Genomic DNA, 14,541 nt, shown 5'->3' with positions numbered 1-14,541 from the left:
GCCGCCCGCCGGGGCGTGGAATATCCCGACATGATGAATTGGGAGGTCAAAAAAATGAAACGAAGCCATTGGGTCCCGCTTTTTGCCGTCCTCGCCGCACTCTCCCTCCTGCTGAGCGCCTGCGGCGCGTCGTCGTACCCCAAAACCGCCGCCGCGACGCCGTCCCCCGCCATGGCGGACTCCGCCGCATACGGCGGATACGCGGAGGACGCGGCCGCCGATATGGGCGGCTTCCAGATGCAGTCGCTCGCGGCGGAGGCCCCGGCCGAAGCGCCCGAACCGAGCGCGCAGGTATCCGACGAGGCGCTCGCCGGCCGCAAAATCGTCAAGCACAGCTACCTCTCCCTCGAAACGATGGAGTTCGAGCGGGCGCTCGCGCAGATTTCGGAGCTCGTCAGCGGGGCCGGCGGCTATGTGGAGAGCCAGAGCGTTGACGGCCGGAGCCTCAGCTACCGCGGCAGCTACTACGAGCGCAGCGCGTCGGTCACCGCGCGGGTGCCCGCCGAAAAGCTCGACGAGGTGGTCGCCGGCGTCGGGGGACTCTGCAATATCGTCTCCCGCAGCGAGAATATGGACGACATCACCGACAGCTACTTCGACGCGCAGGCGCGCCTCGATTCCCTGCGGCAGCAGGAGGCGTCGCTGCTCGAGATCCTCTCCAAGGCGGAGAAGCTCGAGGACGTCGTCCAGCTCCAGACCGCGCTTTCCGACGTGCGCTACCAGATCGAATCCCTCACCGCCCAACTCAAGCGGATGGATTCGCAGGTGACCTACTCCTATCTCAACATGGACCTCCGCGAGGTCGTCGAGTACCAGGAGACGGCCGCCAAGCCCAAGACCTTCGGTGAAAAGCTCTCCGCCGCCGCGACGCGCGCCGGCAACCACCTCGTCGCGTCGGTGCAGGGGCTCCTGCTCTTCGTCGTCGAGGTCGGTCCCCTGCTGATCCTCTGGGCCGTGATCATCCTCGCGATCCTGCTGGCCGTCCGCGCCATTTTGCGCGCCGCCAAAAAGCGCCGCGGGAAAAGGGCTCCCAAGCAGCTCGCAGCCCCTGCGGCGCAGGGTTCCCCCGCGCCGGAGAATGAGAAGCCGCAGGAATGACCCGTTTGAAAAATTTATGGAAACAGCGGCCCCGCGAAAGCGGGGCCGCTGTTTTTTCGGGCATCCGCTTGACTTTTATCGGGAACGCGCTATAATTCATATTAGTATGAATTTCATATTTATATGATTACGGAGGCGCTTATGGAAATTCCGAAGGGGCATCACATTTTCGGCACGGTCAAGGTGGGCGAGCGGGGCCAGATCATCATCCCGAAGGAGGCGCGAGAGCTCTTCGGCATCAAGGCCGGGGACATCCTGCTCGTCCTCGGGGACGAAAAATGGGGGATCGCCGTCACGAAGGCGGACGTCCTGCAGGCCCACGCGCAGGAGGTCTTCCAGATGATCGAGGAGGCCGGGAAGCATGAGGATTGAAGATACCACCCTCTCCTTTCTGGAGGAGGACTGCCTCCAAAGGTTCGGGAGGGCGGAGGGCGCGGAGGTATTCAGCCGGACGCAGGAGCGGTACCGGGACCTTCTGGAGGGCGCCGACGACCGCGGGAGCCCCGCCATCCGGGAACACCTCCAGAAAAAGCTCTTCCCGCCCATGGCCTACTACCTGACGCTGCTCGAGCGGGGGATCCCGCGGGAGAAGGCGCTGGACCTGACCGGGGAGGAGACGCGCCGGGCGGCGGGCGTCAAGCGGGAGCAGATGCGGCGCCTCGCCGGGCTCCCCTTCGCCTACACCCTCTACCGCTTCGCCTGCAAATCGTTCATGAGGAAGAACTTCCCCGAGGAGGGCTGGGAAACCGAGTGGGTCCGCTGCGACGGGGAGGAACTCCACTTCAACCTCGGCAGGTGCATCTACTGGGACCTCACGCGGCTGCACAGCTGCCCGGAGCTGTGCCGGCTCTACTGCGAAAACGACCTCGTCTCCTTTTCGGGGCTGCTCCCGAAAATCCGGTTTGAGCGCGGCGGCACGCTGGGGACCGGCGCCCCCCGCTGCGATTTCCATTTCCTGAAGGGTGCGTCCCGCCCGGCTCCCCCCAAATGAAAAGAGGCCGTCCTTCCGGACGGCCTCTTCTTTGCGGTTTTGCAGAAACTTACTTGAGTTCGACGGTCGCGCCGGCATCCTCGAGTTTCTTCTTGATGTCTTCGGCGTCGGCCTTGGAAGCGCCTTCCTTGACCGGCTTGGGAGCCTCGTCGACCAGGGCCTTCGCCTCTTTGAGGCCCAGGCCGGTGATCTCCTTGACCAGCTTGATGACGCCCATCTTGGAAGCGCCGGCGTTGGTCAGGATGACGTCGAACTCGCTCTTCTCCTCAGCGGCGGGAGCAGCGGCGGCGGCGCCGCCGGCGACCATCACCGGAGCGGCGGCGGAAACGCCGAACTCTTCCTCGATCGCCTTGACCAGCTCGTTGAGCTCAAGGACGGTGAGGCCTTTGACATCTTCTACAAACTTCAGAATTTTCTCAGAAGCCATAATAAATACCTCCTATAAGTTTCATTTCAGTGGAACGTCGTAAACCGCTCATTCGGCGGCGGGAGCGGCCTCCTCGGCCGCGGGGGCGGGTTCCTCAGCCGCGGGAGCGGCCTCGGCGGGAGCGGCAGCCTCTTCGGCAGGGGCGGCTTCCTCGGCGGGAGCGGCCTCGCCGCTCTTCTCGGCGATCGCGTTGAGCGCGACGGCCAGACCGCGCAGGTTGCCCTGCAGCGCGCTGCACAGCATCGAAAGCAGCGCTTCCCTGTTCGGGAGCTTGCCGAGTTCCGCGACCTTCGCGGCGTCGATCACGCCGCCGTCAACAAAGCCGGCCTTGACAACAAACTTTCCCTTGCTGTCCTCCGCATACTTGGTCAGGATCTTGGCCGCGACGACCTGATCGCCGTCGCTCAGGGCCAGGGCGGTGGTTCCTTCAAGCACCGAATCCAGTGCGTCGTAACCGACCTCCTTTGCCGCGAAGCGGAGCAGCGTGTTCTTGACGACCGCGTACTCGACGCCGGCTTCCCTCAGTTCCTTACGGAGCTTGGTATCGTCGGCGACATTGATCCCCTTGTAGTCGACCAGCACGCCCGCGGCAGCATTTTTCAGCTTTTCCGTCAGCGCGGCGACCGCCTCTTGTTTCTGCTGGAGAATTTTCTCGCTTGGCAAATTCATTCACCTCCAACTGATTCATCAAAAAAAGCCCTTTTCGCCATACCGCGAAAAGAGCATTCAAACCCGCGCGTCACCGCGAGGGGATTACGCCTTTCCTCGGCAGGCAAGGCCGGAGCCTTTTATGTCGTAATGACACCTGCTGTCTTCGGACAGCTTTTTAAGTCTATCATATTTTTGCCAGCCTGTCAAGCCCTGATGCGCCCTTTGCCCGTTGCGGGCGGGAAATTTTTCTGGTATGATGGATGAGATGAAAAAACGCACCGGACGGAGGAGATTTTCATGGATCTGCGGGAACAGCAGCGGCGCGCCTTTGAGGAAAACCCCGGGCTGGAGGCCTTCCAGAAGCGCAAAAGGGCGCTTTTGTGGGGGATGTTCTTCCTGATGATGCTCCTCAAGGCCTTCAACCTCTTCGCCGTCTCGGGGACCGCGCTGCTGCCGCTGGTCGTCGGACTCGCGCTGGGCGCGCTGGTGCCCGGCATCGTCGCCCTGGCCCTCTACCGCGGCCCGTGGAAGCTCGCCTTCCTGCTCTACGCGCTCGCCGCCGTCTCCCTGGCGGACATCCTGAAGAACGCCCTGCCCGTGCTTTCGCTCGGCGTTCCGCTGGCACCGCTCTTCTACGTGGTGCTGGCGATTGAGAGCGTCAGCTGCGCCTACACGCTCCTGCTCGCGGTCTACCTGACCGTCCCGGCCAAAAGCCGCGAATACGCGCGGCTGACCTGCGGGCTTTACGACGCGTGGCGCGACGAGACGCGCCGCCAGAGCGGCCGCAGGCCGTGACGGACTCCCGCAAAAAAGCTCCCCGCGAAAGCGGGGAGCTTTTTATTTTCAGCAATCAGACAAAGCGGCCGGGGTTGATCTTGATGCCGGGGCCCATCGTGGAAGCGACCACGCAGGACTTGACATACTGGCCCTTGGCGGCGGCGGGCTTCGCTTTCACGATCGCGCCGAGCAGGGTGTCGAAGTTCTCCTGCAGCTTCTCCACGCCGAAGGAGACCTTGCCGATCGGGCAGTGGATGATGTTGGTCTTGTCGAGGCGGTACTCGATCTTACCGGCCTTGGCCTCCTGGACGGCCTTGCCGACGTCGGGGGTGACGGTGCCGGCCTTCGGGTTCGGCATAAGGCCGCGGGGGCCGAGGATCTTACCGAGGCGGCCGACGATGCCCATCATGTCGGGCGAGGCGATCACGACGTCGAACTCCATGAAGCCTTCCTTCTGGATGCGCTCCATCAGGTCCTCCGCGCCGACGATATCGGCGCCCGCGTCGAGCGCGGCCTGGGCCTTGTCGGCCTTGCAGAAGACGGCCACGCGGACCTTTTTGCCGGTGCCGTTGGGGAGCACGACCGCGCCGCGGACCTGCTGGTCGGCATGGCGGCTGTCGACGCCCAGACGGACATGGACCTCGACGGTCTCGTCGAATTTCGCCTTGCCGGTTTTCGTGCAAAGATCAAGCGCCTCGGCCGTGTCGTACAGCTTCTGGCTGTCGACCAGCTTTGCGCTGTCTGTATATTTCTTACCGTGTTTCATCTGAACATTTCCTCCTTAGAGTGGTCATTAACGGATTTTTCCTCCCACCCGGGAGCTTAGTCTGCGACTTCGACGCCCATGCTGCGGCAGGTGCCCGCGATCATGCTGATCGCCGTTTCGACATTCGCAGCGTTGAGGTCGGGCATTTTCAGCTCCGCGATCTTTCTGAGCTGTTCCTTGGTGATCGTGCCGACCTTGGTCTTGTTGGGCACGCCGGAACCGCTCTGCAGGTTGATCGCCGTTTTGATCAAAACGGCCGCAGGCGGCGTTTTGGTGATAAAGCTAAAGGAACGGTCGGCATACACAGTGATGACGACCGGGATAATCATACCCGCTTCGTTCTTGGTACGCTCGTTGAAATCCTTGGTGAAGGCCATGATGTTGACGCCGTGCTGGCCGAGCGCCGGGCCGACCGGCGGGGCGGGCGTTGCCTTGCCTGCCGGGATCTGCAGCTTGATATAGCCGACTATCTTCTGAGCCATTTAAAAAGCACCTCCAAAATTAGTGGTTCATTTCGGGACGCAGGAACGTCCCTCCCACAAGCCGGCTCACGCCGGCTCATATCGCCGGAATCGCACCGGCACCTCTCAAAAAAGATTAATTCAAGGGTTCGATCTGGTCGATTTCGAGTTCGACGGGCACGTCCTTGCCCATCATCGAAACGGTGACGCGCACAAGGGCGTTCTGCAGGTCGATCTCGTCGACCGTGCCGATGAAGCCCTCGAGATAACCGTCGCTCACCCGGACCGAATCGCCCACCGCAAAATTGACCTCGATGTTGCGCTGCTCGACGCCCAGCCGCTGCACCTCTTCCTCCGTCAGGGGGACGGGCTTGCTGCCCGGCCCGACGAACCCGGTGACGCCGCGGATATTGCGCACGACATACCAGCTGTCGTCGGTCATGATCATTTTCACGAGCACGTAACCCGGAAAAATTTTGCGTTCGACTTCGCGTTTTTTGTTGTCCTTGATCTCCGTGACCATTTCGGTGGGAACCTTCACCTCGCCGATCAGGTCCTGGAGCTTCCTGTTTTCCACCGCTTTTTCAATGTTCGTGGCAACCTTGTTCTCATAACCGGAATAGGTGTGCACCACATACCATCTCATATCAGAGTCCGCCATGCATCCACCTCCCGATCATTTTAACACCAGCATCCTTACCGCCGTCATCCGAGCAGGCTGGTAAAGAGATGGATCAGCAGGGTTGCGACGGTGTCGAAGCAGGCGACGACGATCGCGGAGATCACGACCATGATAACGACGATCACCGTATTGTTGATGACCTGTTTCTTGCTGGGCCAGACGATCTTTTTGACCTCGCCTTTGATATCCCTGAAAAAGCGTTTCACCCTGTCGATGAAGCCGGGTTTTTTCTGCGCTGCGCTATCTGCCATCGTTAGACCCGCCTTTCATCCTCACTTCGTTTCCCTGTGCAGGGTGTGCTTCCGGCAGAACTTGCAATATTTGTTCATCTCAAGTCTGTCGGGATCGTTCTTCTTGTTTTTCATCTTGTTGTAGTTGCGCTGTTTGCACTCCGTGCAGGCCAGAGTAATTTTCACTCTCATTTCGGCACCTCCTGATAATACCGGATTTTTTTGCCTCCCTCGAAAAGGAAACAGGTTGTTTTTGGACAAAAAAAATAACCCTTTTAGAGGTGTACTCATCATACCACAACGGGCCTGTCCCGTCAAGCCCCGAATTCCGTTTTTTTACATGATTTCAGCCCTTTTCGGCGCGGATCTCAAGCATCAGCCGCGCCCCGAGGCAGAACCCCTCCCGGAACGCGTCCTGCTGCTCGATCGCGAAGATGTCCGCCTTCGCGGCCATCAGCGCGTCCAGCCGCTCCTTCTGGCCCGCGTCCAGCATGGCGTGAAGCGCGTCGTAACGCGCGCAGAGGCTGCTCGCCGCCTCCTGCCACCCAGGCACCTCGCGCATGTCCCGGCTCTCCAAATGAAACTCTCCCGTGTACAACGCAGTGATCATTGACATTGAAATTCCCCCTTTGGGGATATTATAACGCGGTCTTTCCAAAAACGGTTCCAGTACCCCAATTTGGGGGTGCGGCCTTGACTTTTCCCACTTTTCGCATATAATAAAAGCAGACAGGAGGCGTAACCGTTAAACGGTTATTCCGCCGGTTGATCGATCAAAAGTAACCGTCAACTTTTGGAAGGGTGGACGGTTACTTTTTTATTGCCACGATGATGAACAGCATAAGCATCGCAAAGATGATTATGTACTCCATCCGCGCACCACCTCCTCCCCGCCGGGCTGCCCGGCAGCGGAAGGCGGAAGAACCGTCCGACGAAACGCGCTCCTGTCTGTTCTTCATGGTAATGGGATATCTTTCCTTTGTCAACATATATGTGCAGGCGCCCGCGAAACGGGCGCCTCTTTTGTTCCTTTTTTTCTTGAAAAAAGGAACCGAAAAAATCGCCTGAAGCAGGGCCTGCGGGCCCGGGCTCAGGGCTCCGCCCTCGAAAAGGCCCCGCGTTCCTTCCGGAACGCGGGGCCTTTTCTCACCCGCCGCCTTTTGAAAAAGGCGGGCGAAAACTTTGTTTCGCGGGCCGCGTCCCGCCTGGGCCGACGGTTCCCCGTCTTAGATAAAGCCCAGATAACCCAGGCCGAAGACCCAGAAGAAGATCGTCACGACCGAGAACATCGTGCCGAACACCACGAGGTGCCCCGCGAGGTCGTAGTCCGCGTCCATCGCGTGGGCCATGTTGAAGGAGGCCACCGCCGTCGGCGCGACAAACATCCCCATCAGCCCCACCAGCTCGACGCCGCGGAAGCCCATCCAGATCGTGATCGGCAGCATGATCGCGGGCACGATCACCAGCCGGCCCGCCACGCCCACGATGATGTTGCGCAGGTTGCCGCGCACCGCGCCGAAGTTGAAGAGCCCGCCCAGCACCATGAGCGCCACCGGCGTGGAGCACCGGGTGATGTCCCGCAGGGAGGTCACCACCGGGACGGGGAGCTGGATGCGCAGCGCGACCGTCAGGTAGCCGAGGATCGCCGCGACGATATAGGGATTTTTGAGCACGCCGAGCGCGATTTTGCCCGGCTTGATCTTTCCGCCGCGGAAGATCTCCAGCTCAATGACCGTCAGCACGTTGTAGAGCGGCACCACCACCGACACGAGCAGCGAGATCGGGCCGATGTTGCCCTCCCCGAGGATCGAGGTGCCGATCGCCGTGCAGAAGAGCACCGCGTTGGTCCGGAAAAGCCCCTGAAGCAGCGCGGCGCGGCGGGGGTTTTCCTTCTCGATCACCACCGTGATGATCCACAGCGCGGTGAACAGGAGCAGCTCGCTCACCACGGCGAAAAGCAGCATCCGCCCGCTTTCGCCGATGGGGGTGCGCGCCGTGTAGATGTTATAGTAGAGAAGCGGCGCCATGAATACTTTAAAACAGACGTCGTTCATCTTGTCGAGCGTGTGCTGGTCGAACATGCCGATCCTGCGCAGCAGGCAGCCCAGCGCGAGCATCAGGAACATCGGCACGACGACGTTCAGGGCCATTTGCAGGCTTTCCACACAATCCCTCCTCCATTCTGTCAATAGTACAATCTTAGCCGTGTGCGGGCGGAAAGTCAAGAAATCCCGTGCGCCTTGTGATTTTGGATAAGCGCGCCCCCGCTTCCCGCCAAAATACCGACAGGTTACCTCATTGCGTACTATCGGCGTTTGTGCTAGAATATAGATTGAATTATTATGAATATTTCTATATCTGGATGTGAGGGGTTTTCTTTGGGCAAAAAAACAGTGGCCGTGGTTTTCGGCTCGGTCTCCAGCGAATACGAAGTCTCCCTGCGCTCGGCGGCGTCGGTGCTGCGCAACATTCCGCGCGACCGCTACGACGTGGTCATGGTCGGCATCACCAAGGACGGGCGCTGGTATGAATACGGCGGGTCGGTCGACGACCTCGAGGCGGACCGGTGGCTCGAAAACGGCCCCGTCACCCCGGCGGTCATCTCCCCCGACCGCTCCTGCGGCGGCCTGCTGCGCCAGGCCCCCGGCGGGCCGGAAAACGTCCCTGTCGACGTGATCTTCCCCGTCATGCACGGCGAGCACGCCGAGGACGGCACCATCCAGGGGCTTTTCGAGATGGCGGGCATCCCCTATGTGGGCTGCGGGGTGCTGGCCTCCTCCACCTGCATGGACAAGGACGTCACCCACATCCTGCTCGAGGCCGCCGGCATCCGCACCGCGCCCTACGCGGCGCTCGTGCGTCCGCAGCTCGCCCGGTTCGATTCCCTCGAGCCCTCCCTGCGGGAGAAGCTCGGCTACCCGATGTTCGTCAAGCCCGCCAACACCGGCTCGTCGGTCGGCGTCGGCAAGGCGAAGGACCGGGCGGGGCTGCTCGCCGCCCTGAAGGAGGCGTTCCGCTACGACCGCAAGGTGGTGGTGGAAAAGGCGATCCTGGGCGCGGAGGTCGAATGCGCCGTGCTCGGCAACTACACCGACGCGGACGCGGCGGTCGTCGGGGAGATCGTCCCCCACCACGAATTTTACGACTACGAGGGCAAATACCTCGACGATTCCACCGACCTTTTCATCCCCGCGCGCATCCCGAAGGAGACGAGCGAGGCGATCCGCACGGCCGCCGTGCGGGCGTTCGCCGCGATGGGCTGCACCGGGCTGGCGCGCGTCGATTTCTTCGCGGAGCGGGACGGCGGGATCATCCTCAACGAGATCAACACGCTGCCCGGCTTCACCTCGATCTCCATGTACCCCAAGCTCTTCGAGGCGGCGGGCGTCCCCTATCCCGAGCTGATCGACCGGCTCATCCGGCTCGCGCTGGAAAAATAATCGAACGCACCATTCAGCAAGAAAGAGGTGAGCGGTATGGACAACCGTGCGATCGGCGTCTTTGATTCGGGGCTGGGCGGCCTCACGACCGTCCGGGAGCTGCGCAAGCTGCTGCCGGACGAACGGATCGTCTATTTCGGCGACACCGGGCGGGTCCCCTACGGGAACCGCAGCCGTGAGACGATCCGGAAATATGCGATGCAGGACATCCGCTTCCTCAAACGGCACGAGGTCAAGCTGGTCATCGCGGCCTGCGGCACCGTCAGCTCGGCCCTCACGCCCGAGCTTTCCGCCGAGGCGGGCGTGCCCTTCTCGGGGGTCGTCGTCCCCGCCGCGCAGGCGGCCTGCGCCGCCACCGTCAACGGCCGCATCGGCGTGATCGGCACCACCGCGACGGTGCGTTCGGGCGCCTATGGGCGCGCCATCCGCACGATCAACCCCGACGCGCGCACCTTCGGCAACGCCTGCCCCCTCTTCGTGCCGCTGGTGGAAAACGGCTTTATCCAGCCGGACAACGAGATCACCGCGAAGGTCGCGGAAATCTACCTCAAGCCCATGATTGACGAGCGGGTCGACACCCTCATCCTCGGCTGCACCCACTACCCGCTCATCTACGATATCATCGACCGGGCGCTCGGCTCCCGCGTCACCCTCATCGACGCCGGCAAGCAGGTCGCGCGCTGGGCGCAGGGCTATCTCGCCCGGGAGGACCTGCTCGCCGGGCCGGGAGGCGGCGGCACCGAATTTTATGTGAGCGACTCCCCCGATGGGTTCTCCGAAATCGCCGGCCTGTTTTTGGGCGGCGACGTCAAGGGGGACGTCACGCAGATTGATCTGGATACGCTTTAGCGTACACAAAGGATGTTACGGATGAAAAAGGATGTTCTAATCGAAATCAAAGGCGTTTATAAGCAGGAGGGCGACGAGGACGAGATCGAGCTCTTTACGACCGGCTCCTATTATAAGCGCAACGGCAACTACTATATCGCCTACGACGAATCGGAGGCCACCGGCTTCGACGGCACCCACACGGTGCTCAAGGTCGAGCAGAGCGACAAGGTCACCCTGCTGCGCACCGGCACCGCCAAAAGCCAGCTCATCGTCGAGCGGGGCGTGCGCCACCAGTGCCACTACGACACCGGCTACGGCCCCATGATGATCGGCGTTTCGGGCGACCGCGTCGTCTCCGAGCTCGGCGACCACGGCGGCAGGCTCGAATTCGCCTACTCGCTCGACGTCAACACCCTGCTCGCCAGCGAAAACGCCGTCTATATCAACGTGCGCGAACAGGCGTAGCAAAGGGACCTTTCAGACCTTGAGGGCCGGCCGCCGGCCGCATGGGAGCGTTCCGAACAGGGCTCCCCCGGGCGGCGGGCCGGCAAAAAATATGAATGTACAGGATGTGTGACAGCATGACCAACCCGATCGCCGAAACCAAACAGTCGGTCGCGCAACTGCTCGACGCCGCGCTCGAAAGGGCCGTCGAGGCGGGGGCGCTGCCCGCCTCGAACGAGCTGCCCGACTTCGTCGTCGAGATCCCCGCGGACACCTCCCACGGCGACTTCGCCTCCAACATCGCGATGGCCTGCGCGCGCCCCTTCAAAAGCGCGCCCCGCAAGATCGCCGAGGCGATCTGCCAGCACCTCGACCTCTCGGGCAGCCCCTTTGACCGGACGGAGATCGCCGGCCCGGGCTTCATCAACTTCTTCCTCAAGGACGCGTGGTTCGCGGACGTGGTCGCGGCGGTGCTGCGCGAGGGGGATTCCTTCGGCCGCACCGGCTTCGGGCGCGGGGAAAAGGTCCAGGTCGAGTTCGTCTCCGCCAACCCCACCGGGCCCATGCACATGGGCAACGCGCGCGGCGGCGCGCTGGGCGACTGCCTCGCGGCCGCGCTTGACTGGGCGGGCTACGACGTGACCCGCGAGTTCTACGTCAACGACGCCGGCAACCAGATCGAAAAATTCGGGCTCTCCCTCGAGGCCCGCTACCTCCAGCTTTATCGGGGCGAGGAGGCGGTCCCCTTCCCCGAGGACGGCTACCACGGGGACGACATCCGCGAGCGCGCGAAGGAATTCGCGGACCAAAACGGGGACAAGTACCTCGACGCGCCGGCGGAGGAGCGCCGCCGGGCGCTCGTCGACTACGCGCTGCCCAAAAACATCGAAAAGCTGAAGGCAGACCTCGAACGGTACCGCATCGTCTACGACGTGTGGTTCCACGAGAGCGAGCTGCACCACGGCGCGATCGACGAGGCGATACAAAAGCTCACCGAACGCGGCATGACCTACGAGAAGGAGGGCGCGCTCTGGTACCGCGCCACCGAAAACGGCGGCGAGAAGGACGAGGTGCTCGTGCGCGCCAACGGCTTCCCCACCTACTTCGCGGCGGACATCGCCTACCACTACAACAAGTTCGCGGTGCGCGGCTTCCAGCGTGTCATCAACGTGTGGGGCGCCGACCACCACGGCCATGTGGCCCGCCTCAAGGGCGCGATGGACGCCATCGGGCTCGACGGCTCCAAACTGGACATCGTGCTCATGCAGTTCGTGCGGCTCATGCAGGACGGCCAGCCGGTCAAAATGTCCAAGCGCACCGGCAAGGCGATCTCGCTGACCGACCTCATCGACGAGGTGCCGGTCGACGCGGCGCGCTTCCTCTTCAACCTGCGCGAGCCCAACTCGATGGTCGATTTCGACCTCGGGCTGGCGGTCGAGCAGTCGATGCAGAACCCTGTCTACTATGTGCAGTACGCGCATGCGCGCATCTGCTCGCTGCTCAAAAAGCTCGCCGAGGAGGGCGTTTCCCCGCGCGCCTGTTCCCAGAAGGAGCTCTCCGCGCTGAACACCTCCGAGGAGGCCGAGCTCATCCGCGCGCTCGCGCGCTTTCCGCAGGAGATCGTCGACGCGGCCAGGAGCTACGATCCCGCGCGCCTCACCAAATACGCGGTCGACGTCGCGACGCTCTTCCACAAGTACTATACCGTCTGCCGCGTCAAGGGGGAGGCCGAGCCGCTCATGCAGGCGCGCCTCAACCTCTGCCTCGCGGCGCGGACGGTTATACGAAATGTATTAAATCTGTTAAAAATTACCTTCCCCGAAAGCATGTAGGAGGAACCGAAAGATGGAAGACAACGGCCGAAGTCGATTACGTCTGCCGCTGCTGCTCGACGGCGCGACGGGCACCGAGTTCATGAAGGCGGGGATGCCCGCCGGCGTCTGCGTCGAGCAGTGGGCGCTGGAACACCCGGAGACGGTCGCCTCCGTCGCGCGCGGCTATGCCGACGCGGGCAGCGACGTGGTCTACGCCCCCACCTTCCTGGCGAACGCGGGCAACCTGCGGATGTACGGACTGAGCGAGCAGGTGGCGGAGCTGAACGCCGCCCTCGTTCGCACCGTCCGTGAGGCGCTCGCCGGCCGCGGGACGCTCGTCGCGGGGGATATGTCCACCACCGGGCTGATGTGCGAGCCGTTCGGCGAGACGGAATTCGTCCACCTGATCGGCATCTACGCCGAACAGGCCCAGGCGCTCGCGGACGCGGGCGCCGACCTGCTGGCCATCGAGACGATGAGCTCCCTCTCCGAATGCCGCGCGGCCGTGCTTGCCGCACGGCAGACGGGTCTTCCGCTCTTTTTGACGATGACGGTCGACGCCGAGGGGCGAACGATGTGGGGGGACGACGTGCTCGCCGCGCTGGTCGTGCTTCAGGATTTGGGGCTGTCGGCCTTCGGGCTCAACTGCTCGGAGGGGCCTGACGACATGGTGCCCCTCTTTGAACGGATCGCGCCCTATGCGAAAATCCCCCTCATCGCCAAGCCCAACGCGGGCAATCCCCCGCTTTCTCCCGTGCAGTTCGCCGACAAGTGCGCCCGCCTCATGCGGCGGGGCGTTTCGATCATCGGCGGCTGCTGCGGCACCGACCCGGAATACGTCGCCGCGCTCCGCCACATGGTGGACGCCTTCGACGTCGACCGCGTGAAGGTCGCGCCCGCCGACTACGACATCCTCGCCGCCGGCCGGGAGGTCTACTACCTCGACGACGACCTCGAATACTCCGAGCCGCTCACCTGCGAGGTGGATATGGCGGATACGCTTCTGGAGGTTTCACACGACAGCTGCGACGCGGTGCTCATCCATCTCGATACCCCCGACGACGGCTACCGTTTTTCCCTCAACGCGCACATGGTCGACATGCCCGTCGCCTTTGAGTCGGAGTCGCTCGAGGCGCTCGACAGCGCCCTGCTCCACTACAACGGCAAGGCCATCGTCGTCTCCACCTCCTGCGAGATCGAAAAGGAGGACCTCGAGGAGGTCGCCGCCCGTTACGGGGCAATTGTGATGTGATTTTTCGGGGCTTCGCCCCAAGACGGTTTTGGATTTGCCGCTCATCGAGCGGCGGAGGTTGTCGGCGGCCGGCCGACGGCGAGTTTAGATTTTCCGCTCGTGAAACAGCGCAGTTTGTCGGTAGTCGACCGACAGCGAGTTCCTTTCTTGCTTGCCCAAGAAAGGAACCAAAGAAGGGCACGAGGGGCTACGCCCCTGCGACCCCCACGCCGCCTCCGGTTGGCCTGCGGCCAAAGTCGGCGACGCCCCGTCCACGGATGAGCGGACAAGCGACAGCATCCCGCCCGACGCCGCGCCGCGGGCGCAATGCCTCTGCCTGAGAGACTCCGGTACCGTACCGGAAGTGCTTCCGGGGAGGCACGTCCGCTTTTGCATGGCGCGCAGCGCCCACGGGAAGGCGGAAAACTGCGCGGCTTCGCCGCGCACGCGCGCAGAGCGCGCGAACGCCCGATACGGGCGTTGTTTTCCGCTGGGTGGGTCTCCCCGAGCTATCCGGCTTCGGTCGTTGGGAGCGCCCGCAACCTGAATTGAGCCTTCAGCTGGTGTACCCGTGGGGAGCGGCGGTAGTCTGCGGGTTATGGCAAGGTACTCCCGGAGATTCCTAAGAACCCGGCGGAGGGTTCTTAGGCGGACTTTTGGTTCCTTTTCGTCCGTCCGAAAAGGAACCCGTGGTGCGC

At 62.7% G+C, this 14,541-nt stretch carries 17 protein-coding genes, 1 pseudogene and 1 other annotated feature; of the genes and pseudogenes, 9 read left to right on the top strand and 9 right to left on the bottom strand.

Annotation, left to right across the window (positions count from 1 at the left end; translation table 11 throughout):
* Window positions 1-54: 54 nt before the first annotated feature.
* The 3 genes from ACZO3G_RS08705 (at window position 55) to ACZO3G_RS08695 (ending at window position 2,089) form a co-directional block, all read left to right on the top strand.
* Complete coding sequence (locus tag ACZO3G_RS08705) at window positions 55-1,098, top strand: DUF4349 domain-containing protein (RefSeq protein WP_276873884.1); 1,044 nt, start codon at window positions 55-57, stop codon at window positions 1,096-1,098.
* 141 nt (window positions 1,099-1,239) lie between these two features.
* Entirely contained in the window at window positions 1,240-1,470 is a 231-nt protein-coding gene (locus tag ACZO3G_RS08700) for an AbrB/MazE/SpoVT family DNA-binding domain-containing protein (RefSeq protein WP_101548832.1), read from the top strand.
* Window positions 1,460-2,089 (top strand): L-2-amino-thiazoline-4-carboxylic acid hydrolase, encoded by a 630-nt coding sequence (locus tag ACZO3G_RS08695; RefSeq protein ID WP_276873879.1) that lies wholly within the window; start codon window positions 1,460-1,462, stop codon window positions 2,087-2,089. Before ACZO3G_RS08700 ends, ACZO3G_RS08695 begins: the two co-directional genes overlap by 11 nt.
* A 49-nt stretch (window positions 2,090-2,138) precedes the next feature.
* Here the strand turns inward: ACZO3G_RS08695 and rplL are convergent, their stop codons facing one another.
* Window positions 2,139-2,516: a 50S ribosomal protein L7/L12 gene (rplL, locus tag ACZO3G_RS08690; RefSeq protein ID WP_101548828.1), complete on the bottom strand. Its 378-nt coding sequence runs from the start codon at window positions 2,514-2,516 to the stop codon at window positions 2,139-2,141.
* A 159-nt stretch (window positions 2,517-2,675) separates the two neighbouring features.
* Window positions 2,676-3,179: pseudogene (gene rplJ / locus ACZO3G_RS08685) on the bottom strand (50S ribosomal protein L10); the annotation flags it as partial.
* Between the two features lie 18 nt (window positions 3,180-3,197).
* Window positions 3,198-3,352, bottom strand: a sequence feature (ribosomal protein L10 leader region).
* A gap of 112 nt (window positions 3,353-3,464) precedes the next feature.
* Between rplJ and ACZO3G_RS08680 the strand changes: the two are divergent.
* Complete coding sequence (locus ACZO3G_RS08680; protein ID WP_101548824.1) at window positions 3,465-3,962, top strand: hypothetical protein; 498 nt, start codon at window positions 3,465-3,467, stop codon at window positions 3,960-3,962.
* A gap of 55 nt (window positions 3,963-4,017) precedes the next feature.
* Here the strand turns inward: ACZO3G_RS08680 and rplA are convergent, their stop codons facing one another.
* The 7 genes from rplA to ACZO3G_RS08645 all read right to left on the bottom strand — a co-directional run bounded on the left by rplA (window position 4,018) and on the right by ACZO3G_RS08645 (window position 8,248).
* Window positions 4,018-4,710, bottom strand: a complete 693-nt coding sequence (gene rplA, locus ACZO3G_RS08675) for a 50S ribosomal protein L1 (protein ID WP_101548822.1) — start codon at window positions 4,708-4,710, stop codon at window positions 4,018-4,020.
* A 56-nt stretch (window positions 4,711-4,766) separates the two neighbouring features.
* The gene (gene rplK / locus ACZO3G_RS08670; protein ID WP_486847061.1) at window positions 4,767-5,192 is read right to left on the bottom strand and encodes a 50S ribosomal protein L11; all 426 of its coding nucleotides are present in this window, start codon (window positions 5,190-5,192) and stop codon (window positions 4,767-4,769) included.
* 115 nt (window positions 5,193-5,307) lie between these two features.
* Window positions 5,308-5,832, bottom strand: coding sequence for a transcription termination/antitermination protein NusG (gene nusG, locus ACZO3G_RS08665; RefSeq protein ID WP_101548818.1), 525 nt, complete (start codon window positions 5,830-5,832; stop codon window positions 5,308-5,310).
* 44 nt (window positions 5,833-5,876) lie between these two features.
* Window positions 5,877-6,104 carry a preprotein translocase subunit SecE gene (gene secE / locus ACZO3G_RS08660; RefSeq protein ID WP_101548816.1) on the bottom strand — a complete coding sequence of 76 codons (228 nt, stop codon included), beginning with the start codon at window positions 6,102-6,104 and terminating at the stop codon, window positions 5,877-5,879.
* Window positions 6,105-6,125: 21 nt separating this feature from the next.
* Window positions 6,126-6,275: a 50S ribosomal protein L33 gene (gene rpmG / locus ACZO3G_RS08655; protein ID WP_006876590.1), complete on the bottom strand. Its 150-nt coding sequence runs from the start codon at window positions 6,273-6,275 to the stop codon at window positions 6,126-6,128.
* A 154-nt stretch (window positions 6,276-6,429) separates the two neighbouring features.
* The gene (locus tag ACZO3G_RS08650; RefSeq protein WP_186895867.1) at window positions 6,430-6,693 is read right to left on the bottom strand and encodes a DUF6809 family protein; all 264 of its coding nucleotides are present in this window, start codon (window positions 6,691-6,693) and stop codon (window positions 6,430-6,432) included.
* 616 nt (window positions 6,694-7,309) lie between these two features.
* Window positions 7,310-8,248, bottom strand: a complete 939-nt coding sequence (locus ACZO3G_RS08645; protein WP_101548810.1) for an AEC family transporter — start codon at window positions 8,246-8,248, stop codon at window positions 7,310-7,312.
* Between the two features lie 213 nt (window positions 8,249-8,461).
* On the opposite strand from ACZO3G_RS08645, the gene ACZO3G_RS08640 reads away from it, so the two are divergent.
* The 5 genes from ACZO3G_RS08640 (at window position 8,462) to ACZO3G_RS08620 (ending at window position 13,864) form a co-directional block, all read left to right on the top strand.
* Complete coding sequence (locus ACZO3G_RS08640; RefSeq protein WP_276874145.1) at window positions 8,462-9,523, top strand: D-alanine--D-alanine ligase family protein; 1,062 nt, start codon at window positions 8,462-8,464, stop codon at window positions 9,521-9,523.
* A 36-nt stretch (window positions 9,524-9,559) separates the two neighbouring features.
* Window positions 9,560-10,372, top strand: a complete 813-nt coding sequence (murI, locus tag ACZO3G_RS08635; RefSeq protein ID WP_101548803.1) for a glutamate racemase — start codon at window positions 9,560-9,562, stop codon at window positions 10,370-10,372.
* A 21-nt stretch (window positions 10,373-10,393) separates the two neighbouring features.
* Window positions 10,394-10,819 (top strand): YwiB family protein, encoded by a 426-nt coding sequence (locus ACZO3G_RS08630; RefSeq protein WP_242970803.1) that lies wholly within the window; start codon window positions 10,394-10,396, stop codon window positions 10,817-10,819.
* A gap of 116 nt (window positions 10,820-10,935) precedes the next feature.
* Window positions 10,936-12,630, top strand: coding sequence for an arginine--tRNA ligase (gene argS, locus ACZO3G_RS08625; protein WP_121587378.1), 1,695 nt, complete (start codon window positions 10,936-10,938; stop codon window positions 12,628-12,630).
* Window positions 12,631-12,643: 13 nt separating this feature from the next.
* Entirely contained in the window at window positions 12,644-13,864 is a 1,221-nt protein-coding gene (locus ACZO3G_RS08620) for a homocysteine S-methyltransferase family protein (protein WP_101548797.1), read from the top strand.
* Window positions 13,865-14,541 lie beyond the last annotated feature (677 nt).

Source organism: Anaerotruncus sp. (genome assembly GCF_057433415.1).
Note: the sequence above shows the minus strand (reverse complement) of the source record. Positions and strands in the feature narration are given on the sequence as shown.

Excerpts from the sequence above, each read along its gene's own strand:
- rplK (WP_486847061.1), bottom strand. The coding sequence starts at position 5,192 with ATGGCTCAGAAGATAGTCGGCTATATCAAGCTGCAGATCCCGGCAGGC.
- argS (WP_121587378.1), top strand. The coding sequence starts at position 10,936 with ATGACCAACCCGATCGCCGAAACCAAACAGTCGGTCGCGCAACTGCTC.
- rplL (WP_101548828.1), bottom strand. The coding sequence starts at position 2,516 with ATGGCTTCTGAGAAAATTCTGAAGTTTGTAGAAGATGTCAAAGGCCTC.
- ACZO3G_RS08695 (WP_276873879.1), top strand. The coding sequence starts at position 1,460 with ATGAGGATTGAAGATACCACCCTCTCCTTTCTGGAGGAGGACTGCCTC.
- murI (WP_101548803.1), top strand. The coding sequence starts at position 9,560 with ATGGACAACCGTGCGATCGGCGTCTTTGATTCGGGGCTGGGCGGCCTC.
- ACZO3G_RS08620 (WP_101548797.1), top strand. The coding sequence starts at position 12,644 with ATGGAAGACAACGGCCGAAGTCGATTACGTCTGCCGCTGCTGCTCGAC.
- rpmG (WP_006876590.1), bottom strand. The coding sequence starts at position 6,275 with ATGAGAGTGAAAATTACTCTGGCCTGCACGGAGTGCAAACAGCGCAAC.
- ACZO3G_RS08705 (WP_276873884.1), top strand. The coding sequence starts at position 55 with ATGAAACGAAGCCATTGGGTCCCGCTTTTTGCCGTCCTCGCCGCACTC.
- secE (WP_101548816.1), bottom strand. The coding sequence starts at position 6,104 with ATGGCAGATAGCGCAGCGCAGAAAAAACCCGGCTTCATCGACAGGGTG.
- ACZO3G_RS08680 (WP_101548824.1), top strand. The coding sequence starts at position 3,465 with ATGGATCTGCGGGAACAGCAGCGGCGCGCCTTTGAGGAAAACCCCGGG.
- ACZO3G_RS08700 (WP_101548832.1), top strand. The coding sequence starts at position 1,240 with ATGGAAATTCCGAAGGGGCATCACATTTTCGGCACGGTCAAGGTGGGC.
- ACZO3G_RS08650 (WP_186895867.1), bottom strand. The coding sequence starts at position 6,693 with ATGATCACTGCGTTGTACACGGGAGAGTTTCATTTGGAGAGCCGGGAC.
- ACZO3G_RS08630 (WP_242970803.1), top strand. The coding sequence starts at position 10,394 with ATGAAAAAGGATGTTCTAATCGAAATCAAAGGCGTTTATAAGCAGGAG.
- rplA (WP_101548822.1), bottom strand. The coding sequence starts at position 4,710 with ATGAAACACGGTAAGAAATATACAGACAGCGCAAAGCTGGTCGACAGC.
- nusG (WP_101548818.1), bottom strand. The coding sequence starts at position 5,832 with ATGGCGGACTCTGATATGAGATGGTATGTGGTGCACACCTATTCCGGT.